Source organism: Leisingera sp. M658 (assembly GCF_025144145.1).
In the GTDB taxonomy this organism is placed as follows: domain Bacteria; phylum Pseudomonadota; class Alphaproteobacteria; order Rhodobacterales; family Rhodobacteraceae; genus Leisingera.
Genome location: NZ_CP083546.1, coordinates 2,322,114 through 2,342,567 on the forward strand (window position 1 = coordinate 2,322,114; position 20,454 = coordinate 2,342,567).

Below are 20,454 nucleotides of genomic sequence, written 5' to 3' on the forward strand. Positions count from 1 at the left end.
GGCTGACATGACAAAATTCGACCTCAACGACGACAATGTGGTTGTCATCATCGGCTCCGGCGCGGGCGGTGGCACCCTGGCAAACGAACTGGCCCAGAAGGGTGTCAAATCGGTTGTTCTGGAAGCTGGCAAGCGGTTTGACCTGAGCGATATCGAAAACGACGAATGGGCAATGTTCCAGAAAATCTCCTGGCTGGATAAACGCTATTCCGGCGGCGGCTGGCACGGGGCGGTGAACCACCCGACGCTGCCTGCCTGGATCGTCAAAGGCTATGGCGGCTCGACCATCCACTGGGCGGGCGTCGCCCTGCGGTTCAAGGATTTCGAGTTCAAGACCCGCAGCACCTATGGCGAAATCGACGGCGCCAATGTCGAAGACTGGCCGATCGACCTGGCGGAAATGACGCCCTGGTATGAAAAGGCCGAGCTGAAGATGGGCGTCACCGGCAGAACCACCGGCATGCCGCATCTTCCCTGGAACAACGGGTTCCGGGTGCTGGCCGAAGGCTGCCGCCGCACCGGGCGCAGCGATTACCGCTCGGGACCGATGGCGATCAACTCGGTTGAACGTGACGGCCGCCCGGCCTGCCAGCAGATCGGGTTCTGCATGCAGGGCTGCGCCATCGGCGCCAAGTGGTCGACGATGTACACCGAACTGCCCCGCGCCGAGGACACCGGCAACTGCGAGGTGCGCACCGATGCGATGGTGCTGCGGATCGAGCATGACGATGCAGGCAAGGTGAACGCGGTGGTTTATGCAGACAGCGAGGGCAACCAGCACCGCCAGAAGGCGCGTGTTGTCTGCGTCGCGGGCAATTCCATCGAAAGCCCGCGGATGCTGCTGAACTCGGCCTCCGCGATGTTCCCGGACGGCCTTGCCAATTCCTCCGGCCAGGTGGGCAAGAACTACATGAACCACACCACCGGCGGGGTCTACGCGGTGCTGCCGGAGAAGGTGCATATGCACCGCGGCACCTCGGTGGCCGGGATCGTCGGCGATGAGGTCTACCACGACGCTTCGCGCGGGTTCAGCGGCGGTTACTACCTTGAATTCCTATCGCTTGGCCTGCCGTTCATGGCCGCCTTCCTGGAACCGGGAAACACCGGCTGGGGCCGCAGCGTGGCAGGCGCGCTGGAAAACTACGACCGGATGTCAGGAGTCTGGGTGCTGGGCGAGGATCTGGCGCAGGAGCGAAACGCGATCACCCTGCACGGCAGCGAGACCGATCAGTACGGTCTGCCGGTGCCGGTCGTCTCCAAGACCCCGCATAACAACGACTACGAGATGACGGCACATATGTACGAGACCTCGGCGCAGATTTACGAGGCCGTCGGCGCCACTGATGTCTATGAGCTGCCCGCCTATCCGGCGACCCACAACATGGGCACCAACCGGATGCACGCCGATCCCGCCAAGGGCGTCGTCAATGCCTACGGGCAGACGCATGACATCGATAACCTGTTTGTCTCGGATGGCAGCCAGTTCACCTCCTCGGCGGCCTGCAACCCGACGCTGACCATCGTGGCGCTGGCCATCCGCCAGGCGGAATACATCGCACAGGAAATGAACGCGCAGAACATCTGACGCGGCACGTTTTCTCCCTGGCGGCCCATTCTTTCGAGGCGGGCTGCCCCTGCCGCTTCGGGAGTTTCTTATGCCCCCCCGAAGCGGCGACAAAACAGAAGGAAATCGACATGTTCGGAAAACTGAAAAGTATCACCCTTATGACCCTGCTGGGATTGAGCATACCGGCCGCGGCTGTGGCCCAGATGCCCGGCATGCGCGGCACGCAACATATCGGAATTACGGTGCCGGATGTTGACGAGGCGGTGGAATTCCTAGTCGACGTGCTGGGCTGTGAGTCATTCTTTTCGTTCGGTCCGTTCGGCCCGTTCGAGGATGACTGGATGACCAGGAATCTCAATGTCGACGCCAATGCCGTGATCGACATCATCACAATGGTGCGCTGTGGCAACGGCCCTGCACTCGAGGTGTTCAAATACGCTGCTCCGGATCAGAACAAGACCCCGCCGAAGAACAGCGACATCGGCGGCTATCATATCGCGCTCTATGTCGACGATATCAACACGGCGACGCAATACCTGCGCGACAACGGTGTTCAGGTCCTGGAGGCGCCCCACCCGCTGCCCGGAACGGAACTGGAAGGCCTGGAATGGGTGTATTTCCTGTCGCCTTGGGGCATGCAGATGGAAATTGTAAGCCATCCCGACGGCATCGCATTCGACCAAAGGGGCGATAGCCGTCTTTGGGACCCGCGTTCCTGAAAACCAGGAAATCACAACAATCCGGACCTCTGCAATCGACATCAGGGGTCCGGAAGATGGGGGAATTTGATATGACGGAGCCAAGATCTTCCGGGATCGTTCCATTCCGAAAAAGCCTGTTTATCGCCTTACTGTCGCTTGCCGTGCTTTTCTGCGGCCCTCAGGGTGCCCGTGCGCATTTCAGCAACGCTGATCCGCGCATCATCCATATCGCGGCGCAAGGCAATGATCGGGCGATGATCCTGATCCGCATGCCCGCGCCCCTGGCGCTCTTGCCCGATGACTGGCAAGGCAGAGACGAGGTTCGGCTTCCTCCTTTTGCTGCCGAAATGAACGGTGAGCCGGTTCTTGACACCGCTGCCATCGCAAAGTCAGACGAGGCGGTGAAACTGCGGCTGCGCGATGTTGTGACACTATGGGTCTCGGGGCAACGCCAGGAAACCCGGGTCGAGAAGTTCAGGTTCTGGGAAGACAGCGCACGTCCTTCTTTTGGCACCCTCAAGTCCGCGCTATCTGCCTATGAGGCTCCGTTTAGCAAAGACCGCGAGACACCGCTGCCTTACTTCGATCTCACGCTTGATGTTATGATCTCCGTACCCTCCGGCATCCTGGCGCAGGAAATACGCCTGGACTCCCAGCTTGGCCGGAATTTTCGTGTGATGGAGAGTCTCGGAACAGTGACGAAACTGCACCGGGAAACAGGCATCGAAACAAGGGCGACAATGGGCGTGCTGCAAGTGTCCTTTCCAGCCTTGCCGACGACAACCAAGATCCTGCTGGACACCGCCAAGTCGGGGGCCGAGCATATTTATCGCGGGCCCGATCACCTGGCCTTGATCACCCTGATCGCCATCGCGGCACAGCACTGGCGTCAGGCACTTTCCTGGGCCTCAGCCTTCACTGTCGGGCATATGATCACCCTCGTGGCCGGCCTTTACGGTTTTGCACCGTCAGCGTCCTGGTTCGTGCCGGTGGTCGAAACCGCGATCATCTTGTCGATCATCTACGCCTGCGCCGCTGTTTTCCTGCGGCAGGGCCGTGCGTTCGGCTGGGCAAGCCTTCTGATTGTCGGATTGTTTCATGGTTACGGTTTTGCCGCTTCGGCGTCCGAAGCGCTTTTCACGGGCCAGTTTGATCCTCTGGTTCTGATTTCTTTCGCGATAGGGTTGGAGCTATGTCAGTTTGCCATTTACGCAATGGCTCTGCCATTGATTGTGATTGCTGACCGTATCCCGCCCAAAATCCGAATCTCGTGGCGCAAAGCAGTAGTGCTTGGCATAATGGTCTTCGCAATTTCGGCGGCGATCTCGCGCCTGTCCGATACGGCCAGCGCTTTCGCCGTAGCGTGATTTCAGAAGGGTTGAAGACCTGTTCGCACCGGGTTCCTGATCGAAATCAAGGCACGCTGCTTTGCCGGGTTCCTGGGCGCACTTGGTTGATCGGGTGCAGGTCCAAGAAACTATTCCGGACGCTGCAGCCCTTCCGAGGCAATCCAGCGGTTGAGCGTTGCGCGGCTCTTGCCCAGCAGGCGCGCGGCCTTTGTCACGTTCCAGTTGGTGCTGTCCAACGCGTCCCGCAGCGACGCCCGCGTCAGCGCTTTGGAACTTTCCTCCCGCGGCGCCAGCAAGCGTGCCGGAAGGTCGGTCACGTTGATCCGCCTGCCGTTGCCGCAAATCACCGCCTCGCGCAGAACAGCCAGCATTTCCCGCCTGTTGCCTGGCCAATGGTAACCGGTCAGCACATCCAGGGCGTTTTCAGCGATCTCGATGGCAGTATCAAAACTCTCCGCGATGACATTGGCCAGCACCGTCTCGCAATCCCGCTCGGTAACCGGCGGCAGTTCAACAACTGACTGTGCCAGAAGATACAAGAGGTTCCTGGGAATGCCCTCGTCACTCTCAAGCTGCAGCCACGGTTTGCCCGCGGTGAACAGCACCACCGGAGGATGCGCCTTTGAGCCGCTGTCTGCCCGGCTGCTGTCAAGATAGCGTTCGAGGACTGCTTGCGCTTCTGCCGACAGAGTTTCGACATTCTTCAGGATCAATGTCGGAGCTATGTCGCAAACCGGGTAATCGCTGAGGAAGTCCAGGCTTTTCAGTGCCTCTGCGAGATCGGTTTCGGTGCCGCTATGGGCCGCATCTAGGGTGAGCGTCATTGGAGTGTCGAGGTTCTGGTCTTCCAAAAGCGCCCGGGCAAACCGTCCGGCCCCTGTGCCAGCCGCGCCGCAAATCAGCAATGGCACCCGGTGCGCCACCAGTTTGCGGGCCCGCTCCGCCAAGACCGGCAAGCCGCCGCCCTCCGCAATCAGCCGCCCCAGTGTGGCGTCCTTGTCGATCCGCGCAGGAAGGCGCGGCTTATCGGGGTGCAGCACCTTGCGCTTGGGCGGAACCACAGCCGGCCCGCGCAGGCTGATTTTAAGGTTTTTCAAATCGGAAATGTAACGCCCTGCAAGACCCTGGTGTTCGGTCGGCCGTGCGGCATCGCGCCAGAGCGGCAGGTGCGAGATGATGACACCGTCTTCATCGCAGGCCACCAGGGTTTCAAAGATGCGGTTCTGCTCCAAGTCCTGCGACAACACGCGCCCGGTGAGCTTGTCCGCGTGAAAATTGCGAAACAGGCGTGTTTGAAACTGACGGGAGGCTCGCCGCACGACCTGCTCGCACAAGGCGTGTTCCTCGGGACGCCGATGCAGAGATCCCACCAGCGTTATTGTTCCGATCAGGTTGTTCTGGGCATCGGTCAGCGGCGCTGAGCTGCAGCTGAGCTGGTGAAAGCAATCGTAAAAATGCTCGCCTCCGCGTACCGTCAGGACCCGGCCGGACTGCATCGCCATCGCGATCCCATTGGTGCCTGCAACACGCTCATCCCATACCGCCCCTCTGACAAGGCCGCTTCTTTGAAATTCCGCCTCCACCCCCTCGGGCGCATAGGATTCAATTACAATTCCGTCTGCATCAGTGATCAGCAAGCAATACCTAGAGCGGCTGGGCAGCAGAGCGGATTTGTCTACCTCTGCCGCCGCCCCGCCAGCCTGATCCAGAAACCTCTCATTGCGGTGGATGATTTCGTCGGCCTGCAGCCGCAGGATCGGGTTTCTGGTGCTTGACGTCAGGCTGTGCTTGGATTGGCTCCGCTCCCGTGAGGACCGGATCAGCTTGTCCACGGATGTCCTGTCCAAAAAAGCGGACATTTCTTGCACCTCCTGTTCTTCAGCCTTTCCGTTGCTTACCGATTGTCAGGCGAGTTTCGCTGAAATCATGCTCTGTGTCCAACCTGGTCAAACCCGAACGACAGTCAAAGCAAGCCTTCCAGCGCTTCCAAAGCCCGTCCACCGTAAACCACTGACGGCCCGCCGCCCATCTCGACCGCAACAGAGATCGCCTCGACCACCTCTTCCCGGCTGGCCCCATGCTTGAGCGCAGCGCGCAGGTGGAACAGGATGCAATCCTCGCAGCGGATAGCAATGGAGATCGAAAACGCCATCAATTCCTTGGTTTTGCTGCTCAGCGCCGCCTCAGCTGAAGCCGCTTTCACAAGCTGGCTGTAGGGTGACATGACCCCTGGTGCCGCTTTGAACAGCGCTCCTGCGCGCTTGTCGATTGCTGCGGCTTGGTCCTTGTAAGCTGTCGTCAATTTCCGGGTTCTCCGTCAAGTACTATGGGACGGCCGGTTCACGGATCTGCCCGCTGCCGGCTGCGTCTGTCTATTGCTGGGTGGCCGGGGAAAGTATTGCTGCATTCAACGTGCTTAGAAAGCGCTAGGGCCGAACTCTCTTTCGAGACGGAGAAATTGTCTCATCGAGCATGCAAATGAGACAGTTGCAGTCTGCTAGCTGCCTGCCTGCACGGATTTCAAAGGTTTTCGGGCTTTCCTGCCCAATTAGATGCTGCGTGGGTCCTGACCCTAAAACACTCCGGGCCACCACAGAGCGGCGATACGCCGAGAATCCTGTTTGCTGCCGCAGTGTCATTGGACGGAACCCGTCTAACCAAATAGGCAGAGTACTCCAGGATGATCACTATGTGCGGTATTTCCGCCTTTAGAACCGCTGTGCGATGCTCAATCAGTTGCAACGCCACAGACGGATCCGCCCTGCACTGCAGGAAAGACCGCTTTTCCTTCTGCAATGCGGAGGGAGAATCTCTGCGGCACAGCGCATCAGCGTGTTGCGTGCGCGCGCAGCATGATTTTGACAGCTCTGCTGTGGGCTCTCCGCCAGCTTTCGCCGCGTTTTACTCAAACGGCTGCTTCGCTGAATCGGCAAGGGCATTGAGCATTCAGATATTTGGTGTCTCCACGCTCAATGCCCTTGATATCGTCGCGCCAGGATGTTGGCCAAAGGTCCACGGTAGATATTGGCAGCCAGAAGAATACAGGATCCCCCTGTTCATCTGGCCGGAAATATCCCGGAGCGCGAGGCAGAGCCTCGCTGAACATCATGTTCAGAGGCCACCCCGGCCAAGCGGAATAAAATCCTCAGGCGAGAGCGGCCCGCGCGCCCAAGGCCGGAAACGCAAGCGGACAGCGGCCAGCAGCGCTTTGTCATCCGCCGGCGCTGTGAAGCCGGCCTTGCGGGCGGCCTTGCGGAAGTGATCAAACGTCCGGGTTTGCGGCCTCTCGCCGTTTCCGGCGTCTTCAGCCAATCCCTGGCGGGCCAGCCGGGCCCAGTCGAACCGCGGGCCGGGGTCGGCCTTGCGCCCCGGCGCCATGCAGGAATGGCCGATGACCCCGGCCGGAGCGATAGACCAGCGCTGCATGATACCCTGCATCAGATCTTCCAACGCTGCCATCTGCGGCGCGCTGAAGGGGTGATTGCCGCGATTATCCAGTTCGATGCCGATGGAGCGGGAGTTTATATCCGCCTGGCCGCACCACTCCCCTGCCCCGGCATGCCAGGCGCGGCCTGCCTCAGCCACCAGTTGCCAGAGGGTGCCGTCCGCTCCGATCAGGTAGTGGGCGGAAACCTCGGCAACCGGGTCGCAGAGCCGTTTCAGTGCGGCCTGTGCGCTTTTCATCGCGGTGTAATGCAACACAATCAGGGACGGCGTCAGACCGTCCCTGCGCGGCCCTGAATTCGGGCTGGGGTGCCAGATGGCGCCCGGATGATCAGGCCCGCACTGATCCGGCGCCATCAGTTCTGGACGGCCTGCCGGTACGGTGCCGGGTCCCAGCCGCAGGCAAAGCCGTCGCCGTCCGGATCCAGCGCCTTGCGGTCCCGCTGCGGGCCGCCTGCGTCGAGGAAGGCGGTCTGGGCCTGATCAGATGAGGCAAACTCGGCGCAGTTTCGCTTGCTGCGGGCCTGCAGGTTGATGCCCGCACGGCTGTAGAGGCGGGCACCCTTGGGGTTGCTGGTGCTCAGCGCGTAACGCACGATGTTGGGACTGGCAGTATCGGTCCGCTGCGGCACGGCAACCGGCTGCACCTGCTGGTATTGCGCCCGCTGGCGCTCCAGCCGGGCGGCATCGCTTTCGATCGACTGACGGGAGGAGACCGCCTGGAAGTCGTTCTCATCCGAAATACTGGCATTCCCGCCCGGCTGCGGCGCCGGGTTGGAGGGGCTGGCCTGCAGCGGCGCGATCCCGGAATTCGACTGTGAAGCAGCAAGGGCCGCAGCCGTTTCGCGGGCAATATCGGCATCGCTGCCAGCGGCCGGCACAGACGAGGAGAACGTGCCTGCCGCCGCAACCGACCCTGGGCTGCGCGGCGCCGGGCTTACCTGATAGGGTTCGGTCGAGACCCGTGCAGGCGGCACCAGCGGCGCCCCTGTAATTGTGGTGCCCGCTGCGGGCGGCGGTGCAAACGGATCGCCGTCAATGCCGACGTTTGCGGCACTGTCGGGGACCTGAGGGGAACAGGCAGCCATAACCAGAAGGCTGCCTGCAGCGGCGTAAGATGCGAATGCGCGCATGGGGTTACCTGTCAGTTCTGCTCAACTCATTGAGCTGAGCATTACCACCATTGCTGCGGCTTGGCTACAAAGCCGGCAGCATTCTCCAGCGCATAGGCAGTGTTCAGCAGATCGCCCTCATCCCAGGGCTTGCCGATCAGCTGCAGACCCAGCGGCAGGCCTTGGGCATCCAGCCCCGCGGGCACCGCAATCCCTGGCAGGCCTGCCAGGTTCACGGTGACGGTGAAGACGTCGTTCAGGTACATCTGCACCGGATCGGCATCCGTCATCTCACCCAGGCCAAAGGCCGCGGACGGGGTGGCCGGGGTCAGAATCGCATCGACGCCAGCGGCAAAGACGTCCTCGAAATCTTTCTTGATCAGAGTGCGGACGCGGCGGGCGCGGTTGTAATAGGCGTCATAGAAGCCTGCCGACAGCACATAGGTGCCAACCATCACCCGGCGCTGCACCTCGGGACCAAAACCTTCGGCGCGGGTCTTTTCGTACATCTCGGTGATGCCGTCGCCAGCCTCCAGCGCGGCGCGCTGGCCATAGCGGACACCGTCGTAGCGCGCCAGGTTCGAGGACGCTTCTGCCGGGGCAATCACATAATAGGCAGGCAGCGCGTATTTGGTATGCGGCAGCGAGATATCCACGATCTCGGCGCCTGCGGCCTTCAGCATGTCAGCACCATCGGACCACAGCTTTTCAATCTCGCCCGGCATGCCATCCATCCGGTATTCCTTGGGGATACCGATCTTCTTGCCCTTGATGTCGCCGGTCAGCATCGCCTCGAAATCCGGCACTGCCAGTTCGGCGCTGGTCGAATCCTTGGGGTCATAGCCGCACATGGCTTCCAGCATGATCGCCGCGTCGCGCACCGATTTGGTCATCGGCCCGGCCTGATCCAGCGAGGAGGCAAAGGCAACGATGCCCCAGCGCGAGCAGCGGCCATAGGTCGGCTTGATGCCGACAGTGCCGGTAAAGGCGGCAGGCTGGCGGATCGAGCCGCCGGTGTCGGTTCCGGTAGCCGCCAGGCAAAGGTCTGCTGCCACAGCCGAGGCCGAACCGCCGGAGGAGCCGCCGGGCGTCAGCTGGGCCTCGTCATTGCCGCGGCGCCAGGGGCTGACGGCATTGCCGTAAACCGAGGTCTCGTTGGACGATCCCATGGCGAATTCGTCCATGTTCAGCTTGCCCAGCATGACGGAACCGGCATCAGCCAGCTTTTGCGAGACAGTGGATTCGTATTCCGGCTTGAAGCCTTCCAGAATCCCCGAGGCCGCCTGCGACGGCACACCTTTGGTGCAGAACAGATCCTTGATGCCGACCGGCAGGCCGCACATGGAGGGGGCATTCCCCGCCTTGATACGTTCGTCTGCGGCCTTGGCGCGGTCCAGCGCAATCTCCGGGGTCTTGTGCACAAAGGCGTTCAGCGCAACTGCGGCGTCAATCGCCTTGAGGCAGGCTTCGGTCAGCTCAACAGAGGTGGTATCGCCCTTGCGCAGCGCGTCGCGGGCCTCTGCCAGGCCCAGTTTATTCAGATCGCTCATGTCTCTTACTCCACCACTTTGGGCACTGCGAAGAAGCCTTCGCGGGCATCGGGGGCGTTGGCCAGCACCTTGTCCTGCTGGCTGCCATCGGTGACTTCATCCACCCGGCGCTTGAGGCGCTGCGGGGTGACCGAGGTCATCGGCTCGACGCCGTCAACATCCACTTCGTTCAGCTGTTCGATGAAGCCCAGGATCGTGTTGAACTCGTCCGCCAGCGCCGGAAGTGCTGCGTCTTCAACCTTGATCCGGGCCAGTTTGGCCACCTTGGCGGCGGTGCTTTGGTCAATCGACATGGGAACCCTCATCTGGTGTTGGATAGGCATTTACCGCCGCACCGCCCCGCCTGCAAGCCTGCAAGGGTCCTTCGCTGCATCCTGGCCTGACCTGCCTGGCGGGCGGGCAAATTTTCCGCAGGCTTCAATTCCATTTCGCAGCAAGCCTGTTAGGCTTCGGCCAAAAGCCACGGGAGGAGATTTGAGATGAAGATTATTTGGCTGGGACACGGATCGTTCCGCATCGAAACAGGCGGCCAGGTGCTGCTGGTGGACCCTTGGCTCAGCGGCAATCCGGTTTTGCCGGAGGATCAGCATGACGCCGCCATTACAGGCGCCACCCATATCCTGCTGACCCATGTGCATTTCGACCATGTGGTGGATGTGCTGCCGCTGGCAAAACGGCTGGAGGTGCCGGTGATCGGGCAATACGACCTGATGGGGCTGTGGGGCGAGACTGAAGGGGTTGAGACCGTGGGCTTCAACAAAGGCGGCACGGTGGATCTGGGCGGGGTGAAGGTTGCGATGGTGCCCGCCTCGCACAGCTCAACCTTCAACACGCAGGACGGCTTGCGCACTGGCGGATCAGAGGTCGGTTACATGCTGATGGCAGAAGACAAGACAGTGTACCTGTCCGGCGACACTGCGATTATGGCCGACATGGACTGGATGGCGGATTACTACAAACCCGATATCGGTATCCTGTCCGCAGGCGGGCATTTCACCATGGACATGAAACAAACCGCCTATGCCGCCAAGCGCTATTTCCGCTTCAAGACGGTGATCCCCTGCCATTACAAAACCTTCCCAATCCTGGAGCAGGACGCATCGGATCTGATCGAGGGACTGCCAGGGGTCGAGGTCATTGAACCGGAGGTCATGAAAGCAATCGAGCTGTAACCGCTTTGGGTCGCACCGGGGCACTCCCGCCCGTTGCAGGATCCGCAGGGCGGACCCGCGCCCGTTGGGCCGGGCGCCGGGCCTGCGGCCCGGCGCAGTTGCGCTTCACTCAGACGTTTCCAGCCCTGGCGCGGTAAAGGTCTTTCTCGCCTCGGCCGCTTTCTCCCGGCAAATACAGCCGTTGGCGTGGTCGTTGATCAGACCCATCGCCTGCATAAAGGCAAAGGCAGTCGTCGGGCCGACAAATTTCCAGCCGCGTTTTTTCAGCGCCTTGGACAGGGCCACGGAATCGGGACTGGTTGAGGCGGTCTGCGGTTCCGGAAGATCTTCCGGTCTTGGCTCGAAACTCCAGAAAAACGCCGCAAGCGAGCCGGCCTCAGCCACCAGCTCCTGGGCGCGGGCAGCGTTGTTGATCACCGCTTCAATTTTACCCCGGTGGCGGATGATGCCCTTGTCCTGCAGCAGCCGCTCCACGTCCCGTTCGCCGAACTTGGCCATTTCGTTGAAGTCAAAGCCGGCAAAGGCGGCGCGGAAGTTCTCGCGCTTATCCAGAATGGTGCGCCAGCTGAGGCCGGACTGGAAGCTTTCCAGGCAGACCTTCTCAAACAGCCTTATGTCGTCGCCGACCGGATACCCCCATTCCTCGTCGTGGTAACGCAGAAAATCGGGCGCCGAGGCGCTCCAGGCGCAGCGGGGGTGGCCGTCGGCGGCGGTGATGGTGCCGCTCATTCCCCGCCCCGCAGGAAGTCAAGCCGGGGGTCCATCATTGTGGGTGCCACGCCGATGATTTCCGGTTCCACCACGCCGCCGGTCACAAAAGGATCCTGCGCGACGCGGGCGGCCAGTTCCTCTTCGCCTTCGCCCACGGCAAGGATCGCGCCGCCTTCGCCATCGGTCATGGACCCGGCAGCAAGGAACACCCCGTCCTCGAACCCCTGTTGCAGCCAGGCCTTGTGGCCTTCCAAAAACTCGGCAAGGCGATCCTTCTGCGCCGCAAATGAAAGCAAAATAAAATACATGCGTGTCTCCTGTGATGAAGGTTAGGCGGGGTGATCCCCTGGCAGCTGATCGCCGAGCCAATCCAGCATCAGCGCCACTTCTCTATTGATGAATTCCACGTCGCCAAACGCCTGCGCCAGCGTTGCCGCCCCCTGGCTGCGGGCCAGCAGGTGCATGGCCAGGGAGTCCGCCGCTTCGCCGCAGCCCGCCTGCTCAAACTGGCGGCACAGCCAATCGCGGAACAGGGTGAAAATGGCATTGGCCTGTTCCCGGGCGGCGTGGTCCAATTTGCCCAGTTCCGCCACCAGCGTGCCAACCGGGCAGCCGTAGAGGGTGATCTTGGCCTGATTGGCGATCAGGATGCGGATAAAGCAGGCAATCCGCTGCCCAGGGCTGCTGCCCTGGGCCTGCCAATCCTTCAGCATGGTGCAGGTCCTGGCCATGCGGCGCGCGATCACCGCTTCAAGGATCTCGTCCTTGGTCTTGAAATGATAGTAGAAATTTCCGCGCGAGATGCCAACTGCAGCGGCGATATCCGCGAATGACGTCGCCTCGAACCCGCGCTCATAGAACAGCTGATCGGCGGCTTCTGCAATCCGGTCTCTGGTTGTTTCCTGCGTCATCCAAACCTCTAGGACAATTGACCTACATCACAAATAGGACAAGTGACCTAATATTGCAATCACCAAAAGACGGGCGGAAAATTATCGTTATCTGCTTAGCGTTTGCCCGCGAAGAAGTCCTTGAGCAGTGCGCTGGCCTCGCCTTCAGCAATGCCGTCATAGACTTCAGGCGCGTGGTGCGCCTGCGGATGGGAGAACACACATGCGCCATGCGCCACACCGCCGGACTTGGGATCGGAGGCGCCATAGTAAACCCGGCGGATGCGGGCAGCGGCGATGGCGGCGGCACACATCGCGCAGGGCTCCAGCGTCACATATAGATCAAAGCCGGTCAGCCGTTCGCGGCCCAGCGCCGCGCAGGCCGCGCGGATGGTCAGGATCTCGGCATGGGCGGTTGGATCGTTCAGCTCGCGGGTTCGGTTGCCCGCCAGCGCCGCGACCTGTCCGTCCGGCGCGATCAGCACAGCGCCGACTGGCACCTCGCCGCGGTCTGCCGCGGCACGCGCCTGCTCCAGCGCCTTGTCCATATGCGATTTGAATGCCATGCCCCTTCCTGCCCGCGATTGCGCGCTTTCGCAAGGCGGCGGAATGCTCTATGGCACGCACATGAGCAAAGCACCCGCATCCCCCAAGGGCAAACCAAGCCCGAAACCCCAGCCCCGCAAAGCTGCAGCCGCCGCCCCTGCCGACGGCGCCCCTGTCGGCGGCGACCGCATCGCCAAGGTTTTGTCGCGCGCAGGCGTCGCCTCGCGCCGGGAGGCGGAACGGATGATCGCCGAAGGCCGCGTGTCGGTGAACGGCGAAAAGATCGACAGCCCGGCGCTGAACGTGACTGCCGCGGACCGGATCAGCGTCGATGGCAAGCCCCTGCCTGAGGCAGAGGCGCCGCGGATGTGGCTGTATTACAAGCCGATCGGCCTGGTCACCTCGAACAGCGACGAAAAGGGGCGCACGACGATCTTTGACGAGCTGCCCGAAGACATGCCGCGGGTGATGACGGTCGGGCGGCTTGATATCAACTCCGAAGGCCTGCTGCTGCTGACCAACGACGGCGGCATCAAACGCAAGCTGGAGCTGCCCTCGACCGGCTGGCTGCGCCGCTACCGGGTGCGGATCAATGGCCGCCCTAGGGACGAGGATTTTGCCCCGCTGCGCAAGGGTCTGGTGATCGAGGGCGAACGGTTTCAGCCGATGACCGTTGCTTTGGACCGCCAGCAAGGCGCCAATGCCTGGCTGACCGTGGGCCTGCGCGAGGGCAAGAACCGCGAGATCCGCCGCGCGATGGAGGATATCGGTTTCAACGTGAACCGGCTGCTGCGGATTTCATACGGTCCGTTCCAGCTGGGCGAGTTGAAACCCGGTGCAGTCGAGGAGCTGCGCTCGCGCGTCGTGCGCGACCAACTGGGGCTTGCTCCGGAAGAAGAACAGCCCCAAGCCCGCCCGGCCCGATCGCGCGGCGGCAAACCCGCAGGCAAGCCTGGCGGCAAACCGATGGGCAGACCAGCGGGCAAACCGGGTGGAAAGCCGGGTGGAAAGCCAATGGGCAAACCGGGTGGAAAACCCGGACAGAACGTGCAAGGAAAACCGGGCAAACCCTCCGGAAAACCGTCAGCCCCCCGCGGCGGCGGGGACGCTCAGCGCGGGGGCGGAAAGCGTCCGATCGGCAAGAATCCCCGCCGCTGAGCCATTTCCCGCAGACTTCCCCCTAGCAACGCCGCCAGCTATCCCCTAGATTTCCAATCAGTTAATCTTTGCTGGCCGTTCTGGGGGGACCTGCGTGCAGAAACTTGCCTATGCCGCCCTGTTGATCCTGATGCTTGGCCTCAGCACCGGCTGGATTGTAGGGGGCTGATCCCATGGCACAGCGTTACGGCGGCAAATACAGCCCCGATGGAAAACCCGCGCAGCAGCCCGCAAAGCCCGCGCAATCCTTTCGCAATGCGCAAGTAGATCCTGTTGGCATGCGCGCCAACCTGATGTTTGTGCCGCCCGCGATCCTGACGCTTTTGTCCTTGAATGACGGAGCAATAGGGCTGGCGTTGGGGCTGGCAGGCGCAGGCCTGTGGACCGGCGGCGCCTTCCTGCTGCGCGAAGGGCTGAAGGCCGAGGCCGCCTTTGCCGCCCGCAAGGTGGCCCGCAAACCCGCCCTCCCCCGCAAGATCCTGGCCGCCTTGCTGGCAGGCACAGGCGCGGCCCTGGCGGCCTGGAAGGCCGAACCCGGTATTCTGATTGCCGCCATCTATGGCGCCGCAACGGTTGGATTGCATTTTACCGCATTCGGGATCGACCCGCTGCAGGATAAAGGCGCCGAGGGCGTCGACGATTTCCAGCAATCCCGAGTGGCCCGCGCCGTGGACGAGGCCGAAGCGAATCTTACCGCCATGAAAGACGCCGCCCTGCGCGCCCGCGACCGCAAGGTTGAGGCGCGGGTGGAGCAGTTCCAATCTGTCGCCCGCGACCTGTTCCGCACGGTTGAGGAAGACCCGCGCGACCTGACTGCAGCGCGCAAGTATCTGACCGTTTATCTGCAGGGCGCCCGCGATGCGACGGTGAAATTCGCCGATATCTATGCCCGCAGCCAGGACGCCCAGGCCCGCACCGATTATCTGGCGCTGCTGGACGATCTGGAACAGAATTTTGCCGCGCGCACCCGCAAGATGCTGGTCGAGGATCGCGCGGATCTGAGTATTGAAATTGATGTGCTGCGCGACCGTTTGCAGCGTGAAGGGGTCCATCTGGACCAAAACTGATTAGCGAGGAAGCCGTTCATGTCCGAAGCCGTGCAACAGAAAGCCGCCCAAGCCGAGGCCCTGGTCAATGAGGTCACGGCGATCGAACTGCCCGAACCCGCCGCAGAGATCCAGCCGCTGGCGCAGGCCGACGCCCCCACCAGCGAGGCGATCCGGGTGCGGATGGATCAGATCGACATGGGCGACACCAATTCGATCATTCATTTCGGCTCGGCCGCGCAAAGCGAGCTGCAGACGATCAGCCAGGCGATGCTGGCCGATGTGCGCAACAAGGACGTGGGGCCTGCGGGCGATTCCTTACGCAATATCGTGACCGCCATCCGCGGCTTTTCAGTGTCCGAGCTGGATATCCGCCGTAAGCCGACGTTCTGGGAGCGGCTGCTGGGCAAGGCAGCCCCTTTTGCCAAATTCACCGCGCGGTATGAAACCGTGCAGGGGCAGATCGACAAGGTCACCGATGACCTGCTGGGACACGAGCACACCCTGCTGAAAGACATCAAATCTCTCGATATGCTCTACGAGAAAACGCTGAGCTTTTATGACGAGCTGGCGCTGTACATCGCCGCAGGCGAGGCCATGCTGGCCAAGCTCGACGCCGAAGATATCCCCGCCAAGGAAGCCGAAGTGCAGGCAGCACCCGAAGATGATCAGGTGATGAAGGCGCAGGAGCTGCGCGACCTGCGCGCCGCCCGCGACGATCTGGAACGCCGGGTGCATGACCTGAAACTGACCCGTCAGGTCACCATGCAATCGCTGCCCTCGATCCGGCTGGTGCAGGAGAACGACAAATCACTGGTGACCAAGATCAACTCGACCCTGGTGAACACCGTGCCCCTGTGGGAGACCCAGTTGGCCCAGGCGCTGACCATCCAGCGTTCGGCCCAAGCGGCAGCGGCGGTGCGCGATGCCAATGACCTGACCAACGAATTGCTGAAGTCCAACGCCGCCAATCTGCGCCAATCAAACGAGATGATCCGGCAGGAGATGGAGCGCGGCGTCTTTGACATCGAAGCGGTAAAGCAGGCCAACGCCGATCTGATTGGCACCATTCAGGACAGCCTGCGGATTGCTGACGAAGGCAAAGCCAAACGCGCCGCTGCCGAGGCCGATCTGCAGAAGATGGAAGCTGATCTGCGCGATACGCTGGCCTCTGCCAAGTCGCGCCGCGATGGGGTTGGCGATAACGCCGGCACCGCTGTGCCGACCTGAGCGGAGTGGCAGGCGTGCAGGCATTCAGATCCGTTTGGACAAGCGGGGCGGTAGTTGCCGGGCTGACCGCGCTGTCTGCCTGCCTGCCCTTCGACCAAGCAGAATCGCTGGTGCCGCAGGCCCGACCCGCAGTGCCTGAACCTGCGGTCTACAAACCCTCTTCCGACAGCGCCCAGCTGTCTTATTATTATAACGCCCTGCAACGCGACCTGCTGACCCGCGGGCTGCTGCGCACCGATGGCGGCGGCCCGGACACGCCCTATGATGCCGAGGACCTGGCTGAAAGTTTCGAGGCGCTGGCGTTTTATGACGAATACGGCGGATCGGGCATTTCCGGCGGCTTGGGCCGTTGGGCCGGGCCGGTCCGGATCGCTGCCGAATTCGGCCCCTCGGTGCCGGCGGCCCAGCGGGCGGCGGACAAGGACACAGTCACCGCCTATGCGGAACGGCTGGCCAGGATCACCAGGCACCCTGTAACAACAGTGGCCTCCCGGGCCAATTTTCACGTGATCTTTGCCAGCCTTGATGACAGCGCCTTTGTCGCTGAGCGCGTGCGCGAGCTGCTGCCTTCGATCAGCGCCAAAGACCTGTCGCTGCTGGCAGCCCCGCCCCGCAGTTTTTACTGCCTTGTGGTTGCCGGCGGGCCGCAAAGCGATCCACTGTCCTACACCCGCGGCGTGGCGCTGATCCGCGCCGAACACCCTGATCTGGTACGCAAAAGCTGCGTGCATGAGGAAGTCGCGCAAGGGCTCGGTCTCAGGAATGACAGCCCGCGGGCGCGGCCCTCGATCTTTAACGACGACGACGAATTTGCGCTGCTGACCAGCTTTGACGAAAAACTGCTGCAGATGCTGTATGATCCAAGACTGAAAACGGGGATGGGCGCCGGCGAGGCCCGTCCCGTGATCCGCATTCTCGCCCGCGAGGCGATGGGCCAGGAGCTGTAGGCCAGCAAAGAAAGAGGACCTGACAGATGGGTATTTTCGATTTTCTCAAAGGCGAATTCATTGACGTCATCCATTGGGTGGATGACACCCATGACACCATGGTCTGGCGGTTTGAGCGCGAAGGCCATGAGATTAAATACGGCGCCAAGCTGACGGTGCGCGAGGGCCAGGCGGCGGTATTTGTGCATGAGGGCCAGCTGGCGGATGTGTTCACACCCGGTCTTTACATGCTTGAGACCAACAACATGCCGGTGATGACAACGCTGCAACACTGGGACCACGCGTTCCAGTCGCCGTTTAAATCGGAAGTCTATTTTGTCGACACCACCCGGTTCAGCGATCTGAAATGGGGGACCAAGAACCCGATCATCTGCCGCGATCCGGAGTTCGGCCCGGTGCGGCTGCGGGCCTTTGGCAGCTATACCGTGCGCGTCGCTGACCCGGCCCGGTTCCTGACCGAGATCGTCGGCACCGATGGCGAATTCACCATGGACGAGATTTCCTATCAGATCCGCAACATCATCGTGCAGGAGTTCTCCCGCGTGGTCGCCGGCTCCGGTATTCCGGTACTGGACATGGCTGCCAATACCGCGGACCTGGGCAAGCTGGTGGCGGCTGAGATCTCTGGCACAATCGCCGAATACGGCCTGATGATCCCTGAGCTTTACATTGAAAACATCTCGCTGCCGCCCGCGGTGGAAGAGGCGATGGACAAGCGCACCCAGATGGGCGTTTTGGGTGATCTTGGCCGCTACACCCAGTTCTCCGCTGCCGAAGCAATGACCGCTGCAGCGCAAACCCCGAACAGCGGCATGGGTGCTGGCATGGGAATGGGCATGGGGTTCGCGATGGCCCAGCAGATGGGCAACCAGTTCGGCAACGGGGCAGCGGGTCAGCCCGCAGGCCCCTGGGGCGCCCGCCCTGCCCCCGCTGCAGCCGCACCGGCAGCGCCTGCCGCAGCCCCGCAGGCCGCACCTGTTGCCCCGCCCCCGCCGCCGGTCGAGCATGTCTGGCACATTGCAGCGGACGGACAGACCTCCGGCCCCTACTCAAAAGCAAGAATGGGACGGATGGCGCAGGACGGCACGCTGACGCGGGAAAGCCATGTCTGGACCCCGGGCCAGGATGGCTGGAAGCGGGCCGGCGACGTGATGGAACTGGCGCAGCTGTTCACCATCCTGCCGCCGCCTCCCCCGCCACCGCCACCTGCCGGATAACGCCGCGCCGGGGCAGCAACCCCCAAGCGGTTTGCTGCCCGCCCCATCCCCTGACCCCCTACCTGACAGGTTGCCGCACGTGACGATGCCCCCGCCGCCCGCTGAAACCATGCCCGCCGCCGAGGAAGAAACTCATCGCTTCCCTTGTGAACAATGCGGTGCGGACTACTCCTATGACCCGGCCGCGGGCACCCTGACCTGCGGCCACTGCGGGCATTCCGAAAGCATCCGCAGCGGGCCATGGAAAGGGACTGCGCTTCAGGAACTGGACTTTCGCACGGCCGCCGCAGACCGGCTGCCAGAGGCCGAAATCGAAGTGACCCGCGTTTCCACCTGCCCCAATTGCGCAGCACAGGTTGAGTTTGACCCCGACACCCATGCCAAGGAATGCCCGTTCTGCGCCACACCGGTGGTCACTGGAACCGGCGAAAGCAGGCATATCAAACCCAAGGGCGTGCTGCCCTTTGCAATACCCGAGCGCGCCGCGCATAAGGCAATGACCGACTGGCTGGGCGGCCTGTGGTTTGCGCCTAGCGGCCTGAGGGAATACGCCCGCAAGGGGCGGCGGATGCAGGGGATCTATGTGTCCTACTGGACCTATGACGCCCAGACCCGCAGCCGCTATTCCGGTCAGCGCGGCACGGTTTATTACGTGACCGAGACCTACCAGCAGGATGGTGAGACCAGGACCCGGAGGGTGTCCAAGGTGCGCTGGACGCCGGTGTCAGGCCGGGTGCAGCGGTTCTTTGACGATGTGCTGGTACTGGCCTCCAACAGCCTGCCCAAACGCTATACCGAGGCCTTGGAACCCTGGGATCTGTCTCAGCTGGAACCATACCAGCCGCAATACCTGGCGGGTTTCCGGGCCGAGGCTTACACCGTGGATCTGGAAACCGGTTTCGCCGAAGCGGGCCAAAAGATGGACCGGGTGATTGAGCGCGATGTGCGATTTGACATCGGCGGCGACCGCCAGCGGATCGGCAATATTGACACTCAGGTTTCAGAGGTGACCTTTAAACACATCCTGCTGCCGGTCTGGCTGGCGGCCTATAAATACCGCGGCAAGACCTATCGGTTTGTAATCAACGGGCAATCCGGGCGGGTGCAGGGCGAACGGCCCTATTCTGCGGTCAAAATCGCGGCCGCTGCGCTGGCCGCCGCCATCGTGATTGCCGCCATCGCCTATTTCGCCGGGCAGCAGTAAGGCCCGCCGGCCAGCGACAGGAGAGACCTGCATGACACCCGATCTGCCCAGCCTTGATGATCTGTTATTCACCCGCCACAGCTGCCGCGCTGCGCTGCAGGATTTCATGGGCTGGCGCGGCTGAACCGAAGCAAGGACAAGACAGATGCGGGCATTGATACAGCGGGTCAGCGAGGCCTCGGTCACTGTTGAGGGCACGGCCATCGGCGAAATCGGCCCCGGCTTGCTGATCCTGATCTGCGCCATGGAAGGCGACGGCGAGGCGCAGGCGGATCAGCTGGCGGCCAAAATATCCAAGCTCCGGATTTTCAAGGACACGGGCGGCAAGATGAACCGCTCGGTGCTGGATACCGGCGGCAGTGCGCTGGTGGTCAGCCAATTCACCCTGGCCGCCGACACCCGCCGCGGCAACCGTCCGGGGTTTTCCACTGCCGCTGCCCCTGCCGACGGCGAACGGCTGTACGAGTATTTTGCGGAGCAATTGTCCCGGCTAGGTTTGGAAATTGCAAAAGGACAGTTCGGAGCCGACATGAAGGTCCGGCTGCTGAATGACGGCCCGGTGACGGTCTGGATGGACACAGAACAGCTCTGATCCGGCGCCAACAGGCAG

21 protein-coding genes are annotated in these 20,454 nt (G+C 62.2%); 11 read left to right on the plus strand and 10 right to left on the minus strand.

Annotation, left to right across the window (positions count from 1 at the left end; all coding sequences use genetic code 11):
- Nucleotides 1-7 precede the first annotated feature (7 nt).
- The 3 genes from K3724_RS11605 (at nucleotide 8) to K3724_RS11615 (ending at nucleotide 3,635) form a co-directional block, all read left to right on the plus strand.
- On the plus strand, nucleotides 8-1,585 hold the full coding sequence (locus K3724_RS11605) for a GMC family oxidoreductase (protein WP_259984932.1): 1,578 nt from the start codon (nucleotides 8-10) through the stop codon (nucleotides 1,583-1,585).
- Between the two features lie 110 nt (nucleotides 1,586-1,695).
- Nucleotides 1,696-2,286 carry a VOC family protein gene (locus K3724_RS11610; RefSeq protein ID WP_259984934.1) on the plus strand — a complete coding sequence of 197 codons (591 nt, stop codon included), beginning with the start codon at nucleotides 1,696-1,698 and terminating at the stop codon, nucleotides 2,284-2,286.
- A 56-nt stretch (nucleotides 2,287-2,342) separates the two neighbouring features.
- Complete coding sequence (locus K3724_RS11615; protein ID WP_259984936.1) at nucleotides 2,343-3,635, plus strand: HupE/UreJ family protein; 1,293 nt, start codon at nucleotides 2,343-2,345, stop codon at nucleotides 3,633-3,635.
- 110 nt (nucleotides 3,636-3,745) lie between these two features.
- Here the strand turns inward: K3724_RS11615 and K3724_RS11620 are convergent, their stop codons facing one another.
- The 6 genes from K3724_RS11620 to gatC form a co-directional block, all read right to left on the minus strand.
- Nucleotides 3,746-5,476 carry a sigma-54-dependent Fis family transcriptional regulator gene (locus K3724_RS11620; protein WP_259984938.1) on the minus strand — a complete coding sequence of 577 codons (1,731 nt, stop codon included), beginning with the start codon at nucleotides 5,474-5,476 and terminating at the stop codon, nucleotides 3,746-3,748.
- A 104-nt stretch (nucleotides 5,477-5,580) separates the two neighbouring features.
- Nucleotides 5,581-5,919: a carboxymuconolactone decarboxylase family protein gene (locus K3724_RS11625; protein WP_259984940.1), complete on the minus strand. Its 339-nt coding sequence runs from the start codon at nucleotides 5,917-5,919 to the stop codon at nucleotides 5,581-5,583.
- An 809-nt stretch (nucleotides 5,920-6,728) separates the two neighbouring features.
- A complete protein-coding gene (locus K3724_RS11630; RefSeq protein ID WP_259984943.1) occupies nucleotides 6,729-7,418 on the minus strand; it encodes an N-acetylmuramoyl-L-alanine amidase in 690 nt (229 codons plus the stop codon).
- Nucleotides 7,418-8,194 carry a hypothetical protein gene (locus K3724_RS11635; protein ID WP_259984945.1) on the minus strand — a complete coding sequence of 259 codons (777 nt, stop codon included), beginning with the start codon at nucleotides 8,192-8,194 and terminating at the stop codon, nucleotides 7,418-7,420. Before K3724_RS11635 ends, K3724_RS11630 begins: the two co-directional genes overlap by 1 nt.
- A gap of 41 nt (nucleotides 8,195-8,235) precedes the next feature.
- Nucleotides 8,236-9,723 (minus strand): Asp-tRNA(Asn)/Glu-tRNA(Gln) amidotransferase subunit GatA, encoded by a 1,488-nt coding sequence (gene gatA, locus K3724_RS11640; protein WP_259984947.1) that lies wholly within the window; start codon nucleotides 9,721-9,723, stop codon nucleotides 8,236-8,238.
- A 5-nt stretch (nucleotides 9,724-9,728) separates the two neighbouring features.
- Nucleotides 9,729-10,016: an Asp-tRNA(Asn)/Glu-tRNA(Gln) amidotransferase subunit GatC gene (gene gatC / locus K3724_RS11645; protein ID WP_259984949.1), complete on the minus strand. Its 288-nt coding sequence runs from the start codon at nucleotides 10,014-10,016 to the stop codon at nucleotides 9,729-9,731.
- Between the two features lie 186 nt (nucleotides 10,017-10,202).
- Between gatC and K3724_RS11650 the strand changes: the two genes are divergently transcribed.
- On the plus strand, nucleotides 10,203-10,895 hold the full coding sequence (locus tag K3724_RS11650; protein ID WP_259984952.1) for a metal-dependent hydrolase: 693 nt from the start codon (nucleotides 10,203-10,205) through the stop codon (nucleotides 10,893-10,895).
- Between the two features lie 105 nt (nucleotides 10,896-11,000).
- Here the strand turns inward: K3724_RS11650 and K3724_RS11655 are convergent, their stop codons facing one another.
- The 4 genes from K3724_RS11655 to K3724_RS11670 form a co-directional block, all read right to left on the minus strand.
- On the minus strand, nucleotides 11,001-11,624 hold the full coding sequence (locus K3724_RS11655) for a DNA-3-methyladenine glycosylase I (protein WP_259984954.1): 624 nt from the start codon (nucleotides 11,622-11,624) through the stop codon (nucleotides 11,001-11,003).
- Nucleotides 11,621-11,914, minus strand: coding sequence for a YciI family protein (locus K3724_RS11660; protein ID WP_259984956.1), 294 nt, complete (start codon nucleotides 11,912-11,914; stop codon nucleotides 11,621-11,623). The genes K3724_RS11655 and K3724_RS11660 overlap by 4 nt, the downstream gene beginning before the upstream one ends.
- 21 nt (nucleotides 11,915-11,935) lie before the next feature.
- The gene (locus tag K3724_RS11665; RefSeq protein ID WP_259984958.1) at nucleotides 11,936-12,517 is read right to left on the minus strand and encodes a TetR/AcrR family transcriptional regulator; all 582 of its coding nucleotides are present in this window, start codon (nucleotides 12,515-12,517) and stop codon (nucleotides 11,936-11,938) included.
- Nucleotides 12,518-12,612: 95 nt separating this feature from the next.
- Complete coding sequence (locus K3724_RS11670) at nucleotides 12,613-13,062, minus strand: nucleoside deaminase (RefSeq protein WP_259984960.1); 450 nt, start codon at nucleotides 13,060-13,062, stop codon at nucleotides 12,613-12,615.
- 61 nt (nucleotides 13,063-13,123) lie between these two features.
- On the opposite strand from K3724_RS11670, the gene K3724_RS11675 reads away from it, so the two are divergent.
- The 7 genes from K3724_RS11675 (at nucleotide 13,124) to dtd (ending at nucleotide 20,436) form a co-directional block, all read left to right on the plus strand.
- Nucleotides 13,124-14,200 (plus strand): pseudouridine synthase, encoded by a 1,077-nt coding sequence (locus tag K3724_RS11675; protein WP_259984962.1) that lies wholly within the window; start codon nucleotides 13,124-13,126, stop codon nucleotides 14,198-14,200.
- Between the two features lie 173 nt (nucleotides 14,201-14,373).
- On the plus strand, nucleotides 14,374-15,267 hold the full coding sequence (locus K3724_RS11680; RefSeq protein WP_259984964.1) for a 5-bromo-4-chloroindolyl phosphate hydrolysis family protein: 894 nt from the start codon (nucleotides 14,374-14,376) through the stop codon (nucleotides 15,265-15,267).
- 18 nt (nucleotides 15,268-15,285) lie between these two features.
- The gene (locus K3724_RS11685; protein ID WP_259984967.1) at nucleotides 15,286-16,476 is read left to right on the plus strand and encodes a toxic anion resistance protein; all 1,191 of its coding nucleotides are present in this window, start codon (nucleotides 15,286-15,288) and stop codon (nucleotides 16,474-16,476) included.
- A gap of 14 nt (nucleotides 16,477-16,490) precedes the next feature.
- Complete coding sequence (locus K3724_RS11690) at nucleotides 16,491-17,423, plus strand: DUF2927 domain-containing protein (RefSeq protein WP_409201378.1); 933 nt, start codon at nucleotides 16,491-16,493, stop codon at nucleotides 17,421-17,423.
- 26 nt (nucleotides 17,424-17,449) lie between these two features.
- Nucleotides 17,450-18,640 (plus strand): SPFH domain-containing protein, encoded by a 1,191-nt coding sequence (locus K3724_RS11695; protein WP_259984969.1) that lies wholly within the window; start codon nucleotides 17,450-17,452, stop codon nucleotides 18,638-18,640.
- Between the two features lie 85 nt (nucleotides 18,641-18,725).
- Nucleotides 18,726-19,844 carry a TFIIB-type zinc finger domain-containing protein gene (locus K3724_RS11700; protein ID WP_259984971.1) on the plus strand — a complete coding sequence of 373 codons (1,119 nt, stop codon included), beginning with the start codon at nucleotides 18,726-18,728 and terminating at the stop codon, nucleotides 19,842-19,844.
- Nucleotides 19,845-19,989: 145 nt separating this feature from the next.
- A complete protein-coding gene (gene dtd, locus K3724_RS11705; RefSeq protein WP_259984974.1) occupies nucleotides 19,990-20,436 on the plus strand; it encodes a D-aminoacyl-tRNA deacylase in 447 nt (148 codons plus the stop codon).
- Nucleotides 20,437-20,454 lie beyond the last annotated feature (18 nt).

Bases quoted from the DNA above. Each gene is read 5' to 3' on its own strand.
- K3724_RS11605 (WP_259984932.1), top strand. From the start codon at position 8: ATGACAAAATTCGACCTCAACGACGACAATGTGGTTGTCATCATCGGC.
- K3724_RS11610 (WP_259984934.1), top strand. From the start codon at position 1,696: ATGTTCGGAAAACTGAAAAGTATCACCCTTATGACCCTGCTGGGATTG.
- K3724_RS11615 (WP_259984936.1), top strand. From the start codon at position 2,343: ATGGGGGAATTTGATATGACGGAGCCAAGATCTTCCGGGATCGTTCCA.
- K3724_RS11620 (WP_259984938.1), bottom strand. From the start codon at position 5,476: ATGTCCGCTTTTTTGGACAGGACATCCGTGGACAAGCTGATCCGGTCC.
- K3724_RS11630 (WP_259984943.1), bottom strand. From the start codon at position 7,418: ATGGCGCCGGATCAGTGCGGGCCTGATCATCCGGGCGCCATCTGGCAC.
- K3724_RS11635 (WP_259984945.1), bottom strand. From the start codon at position 8,194: ATGCGCGCATTCGCATCTTACGCCGCTGCAGGCAGCCTTCTGGTTATG.
- gatA (WP_259984947.1), bottom strand. From the start codon at position 9,723: ATGAGCGATCTGAATAAACTGGGCCTGGCAGAGGCCCGCGACGCGCTG.
- gatC (WP_259984949.1), bottom strand. From the start codon at position 10,016: ATGTCGATTGACCAAAGCACCGCCGCCAAGGTGGCCAAACTGGCCCGG.
- K3724_RS11650 (WP_259984952.1), top strand. From the start codon at position 10,203: ATGAAGATTATTTGGCTGGGACACGGATCGTTCCGCATCGAAACAGGC.
- K3724_RS11655 (WP_259984954.1), bottom strand. From the start codon at position 11,624: ATGAGCGGCACCATCACCGCCGCCGACGGCCACCCCCGCTGCGCCTGG.
- K3724_RS11660 (WP_259984956.1), bottom strand. From the start codon at position 11,914: ATGTATTTTATTTTGCTTTCATTTGCGGCGCAGAAGGATCGCCTTGCC.
- K3724_RS11665 (WP_259984958.1), bottom strand. From the start codon at position 12,517: ATGACGCAGGAAACAACCAGAGACCGGATTGCAGAAGCCGCCGATCAG.
- K3724_RS11670 (WP_259984960.1), bottom strand. From the start codon at position 13,062: ATGGCATTCAAATCGCATATGGACAAGGCGCTGGAGCAGGCGCGTGCC.
- K3724_RS11675 (WP_259984962.1), top strand. From the start codon at position 13,124: ATGAGCAAAGCACCCGCATCCCCCAAGGGCAAACCAAGCCCGAAACCC.
- K3724_RS11680 (WP_259984964.1), top strand. From the start codon at position 14,374: ATGGCACAGCGTTACGGCGGCAAATACAGCCCCGATGGAAAACCCGCG.
- K3724_RS11685 (WP_259984967.1), top strand. From the start codon at position 15,286: ATGTCCGAAGCCGTGCAACAGAAAGCCGCCCAAGCCGAGGCCCTGGTC.
- K3724_RS11695 (WP_259984969.1), top strand. From the start codon at position 17,450: ATGGGTATTTTCGATTTTCTCAAAGGCGAATTCATTGACGTCATCCAT.
- K3724_RS11700 (WP_259984971.1), top strand. From the start codon at position 18,726: ATGCCCCCGCCGCCCGCTGAAACCATGCCCGCCGCCGAGGAAGAAACT.
- dtd (WP_259984974.1), top strand. From the start codon at position 19,990: ATGCGGGCATTGATACAGCGGGTCAGCGAGGCCTCGGTCACTGTTGAG.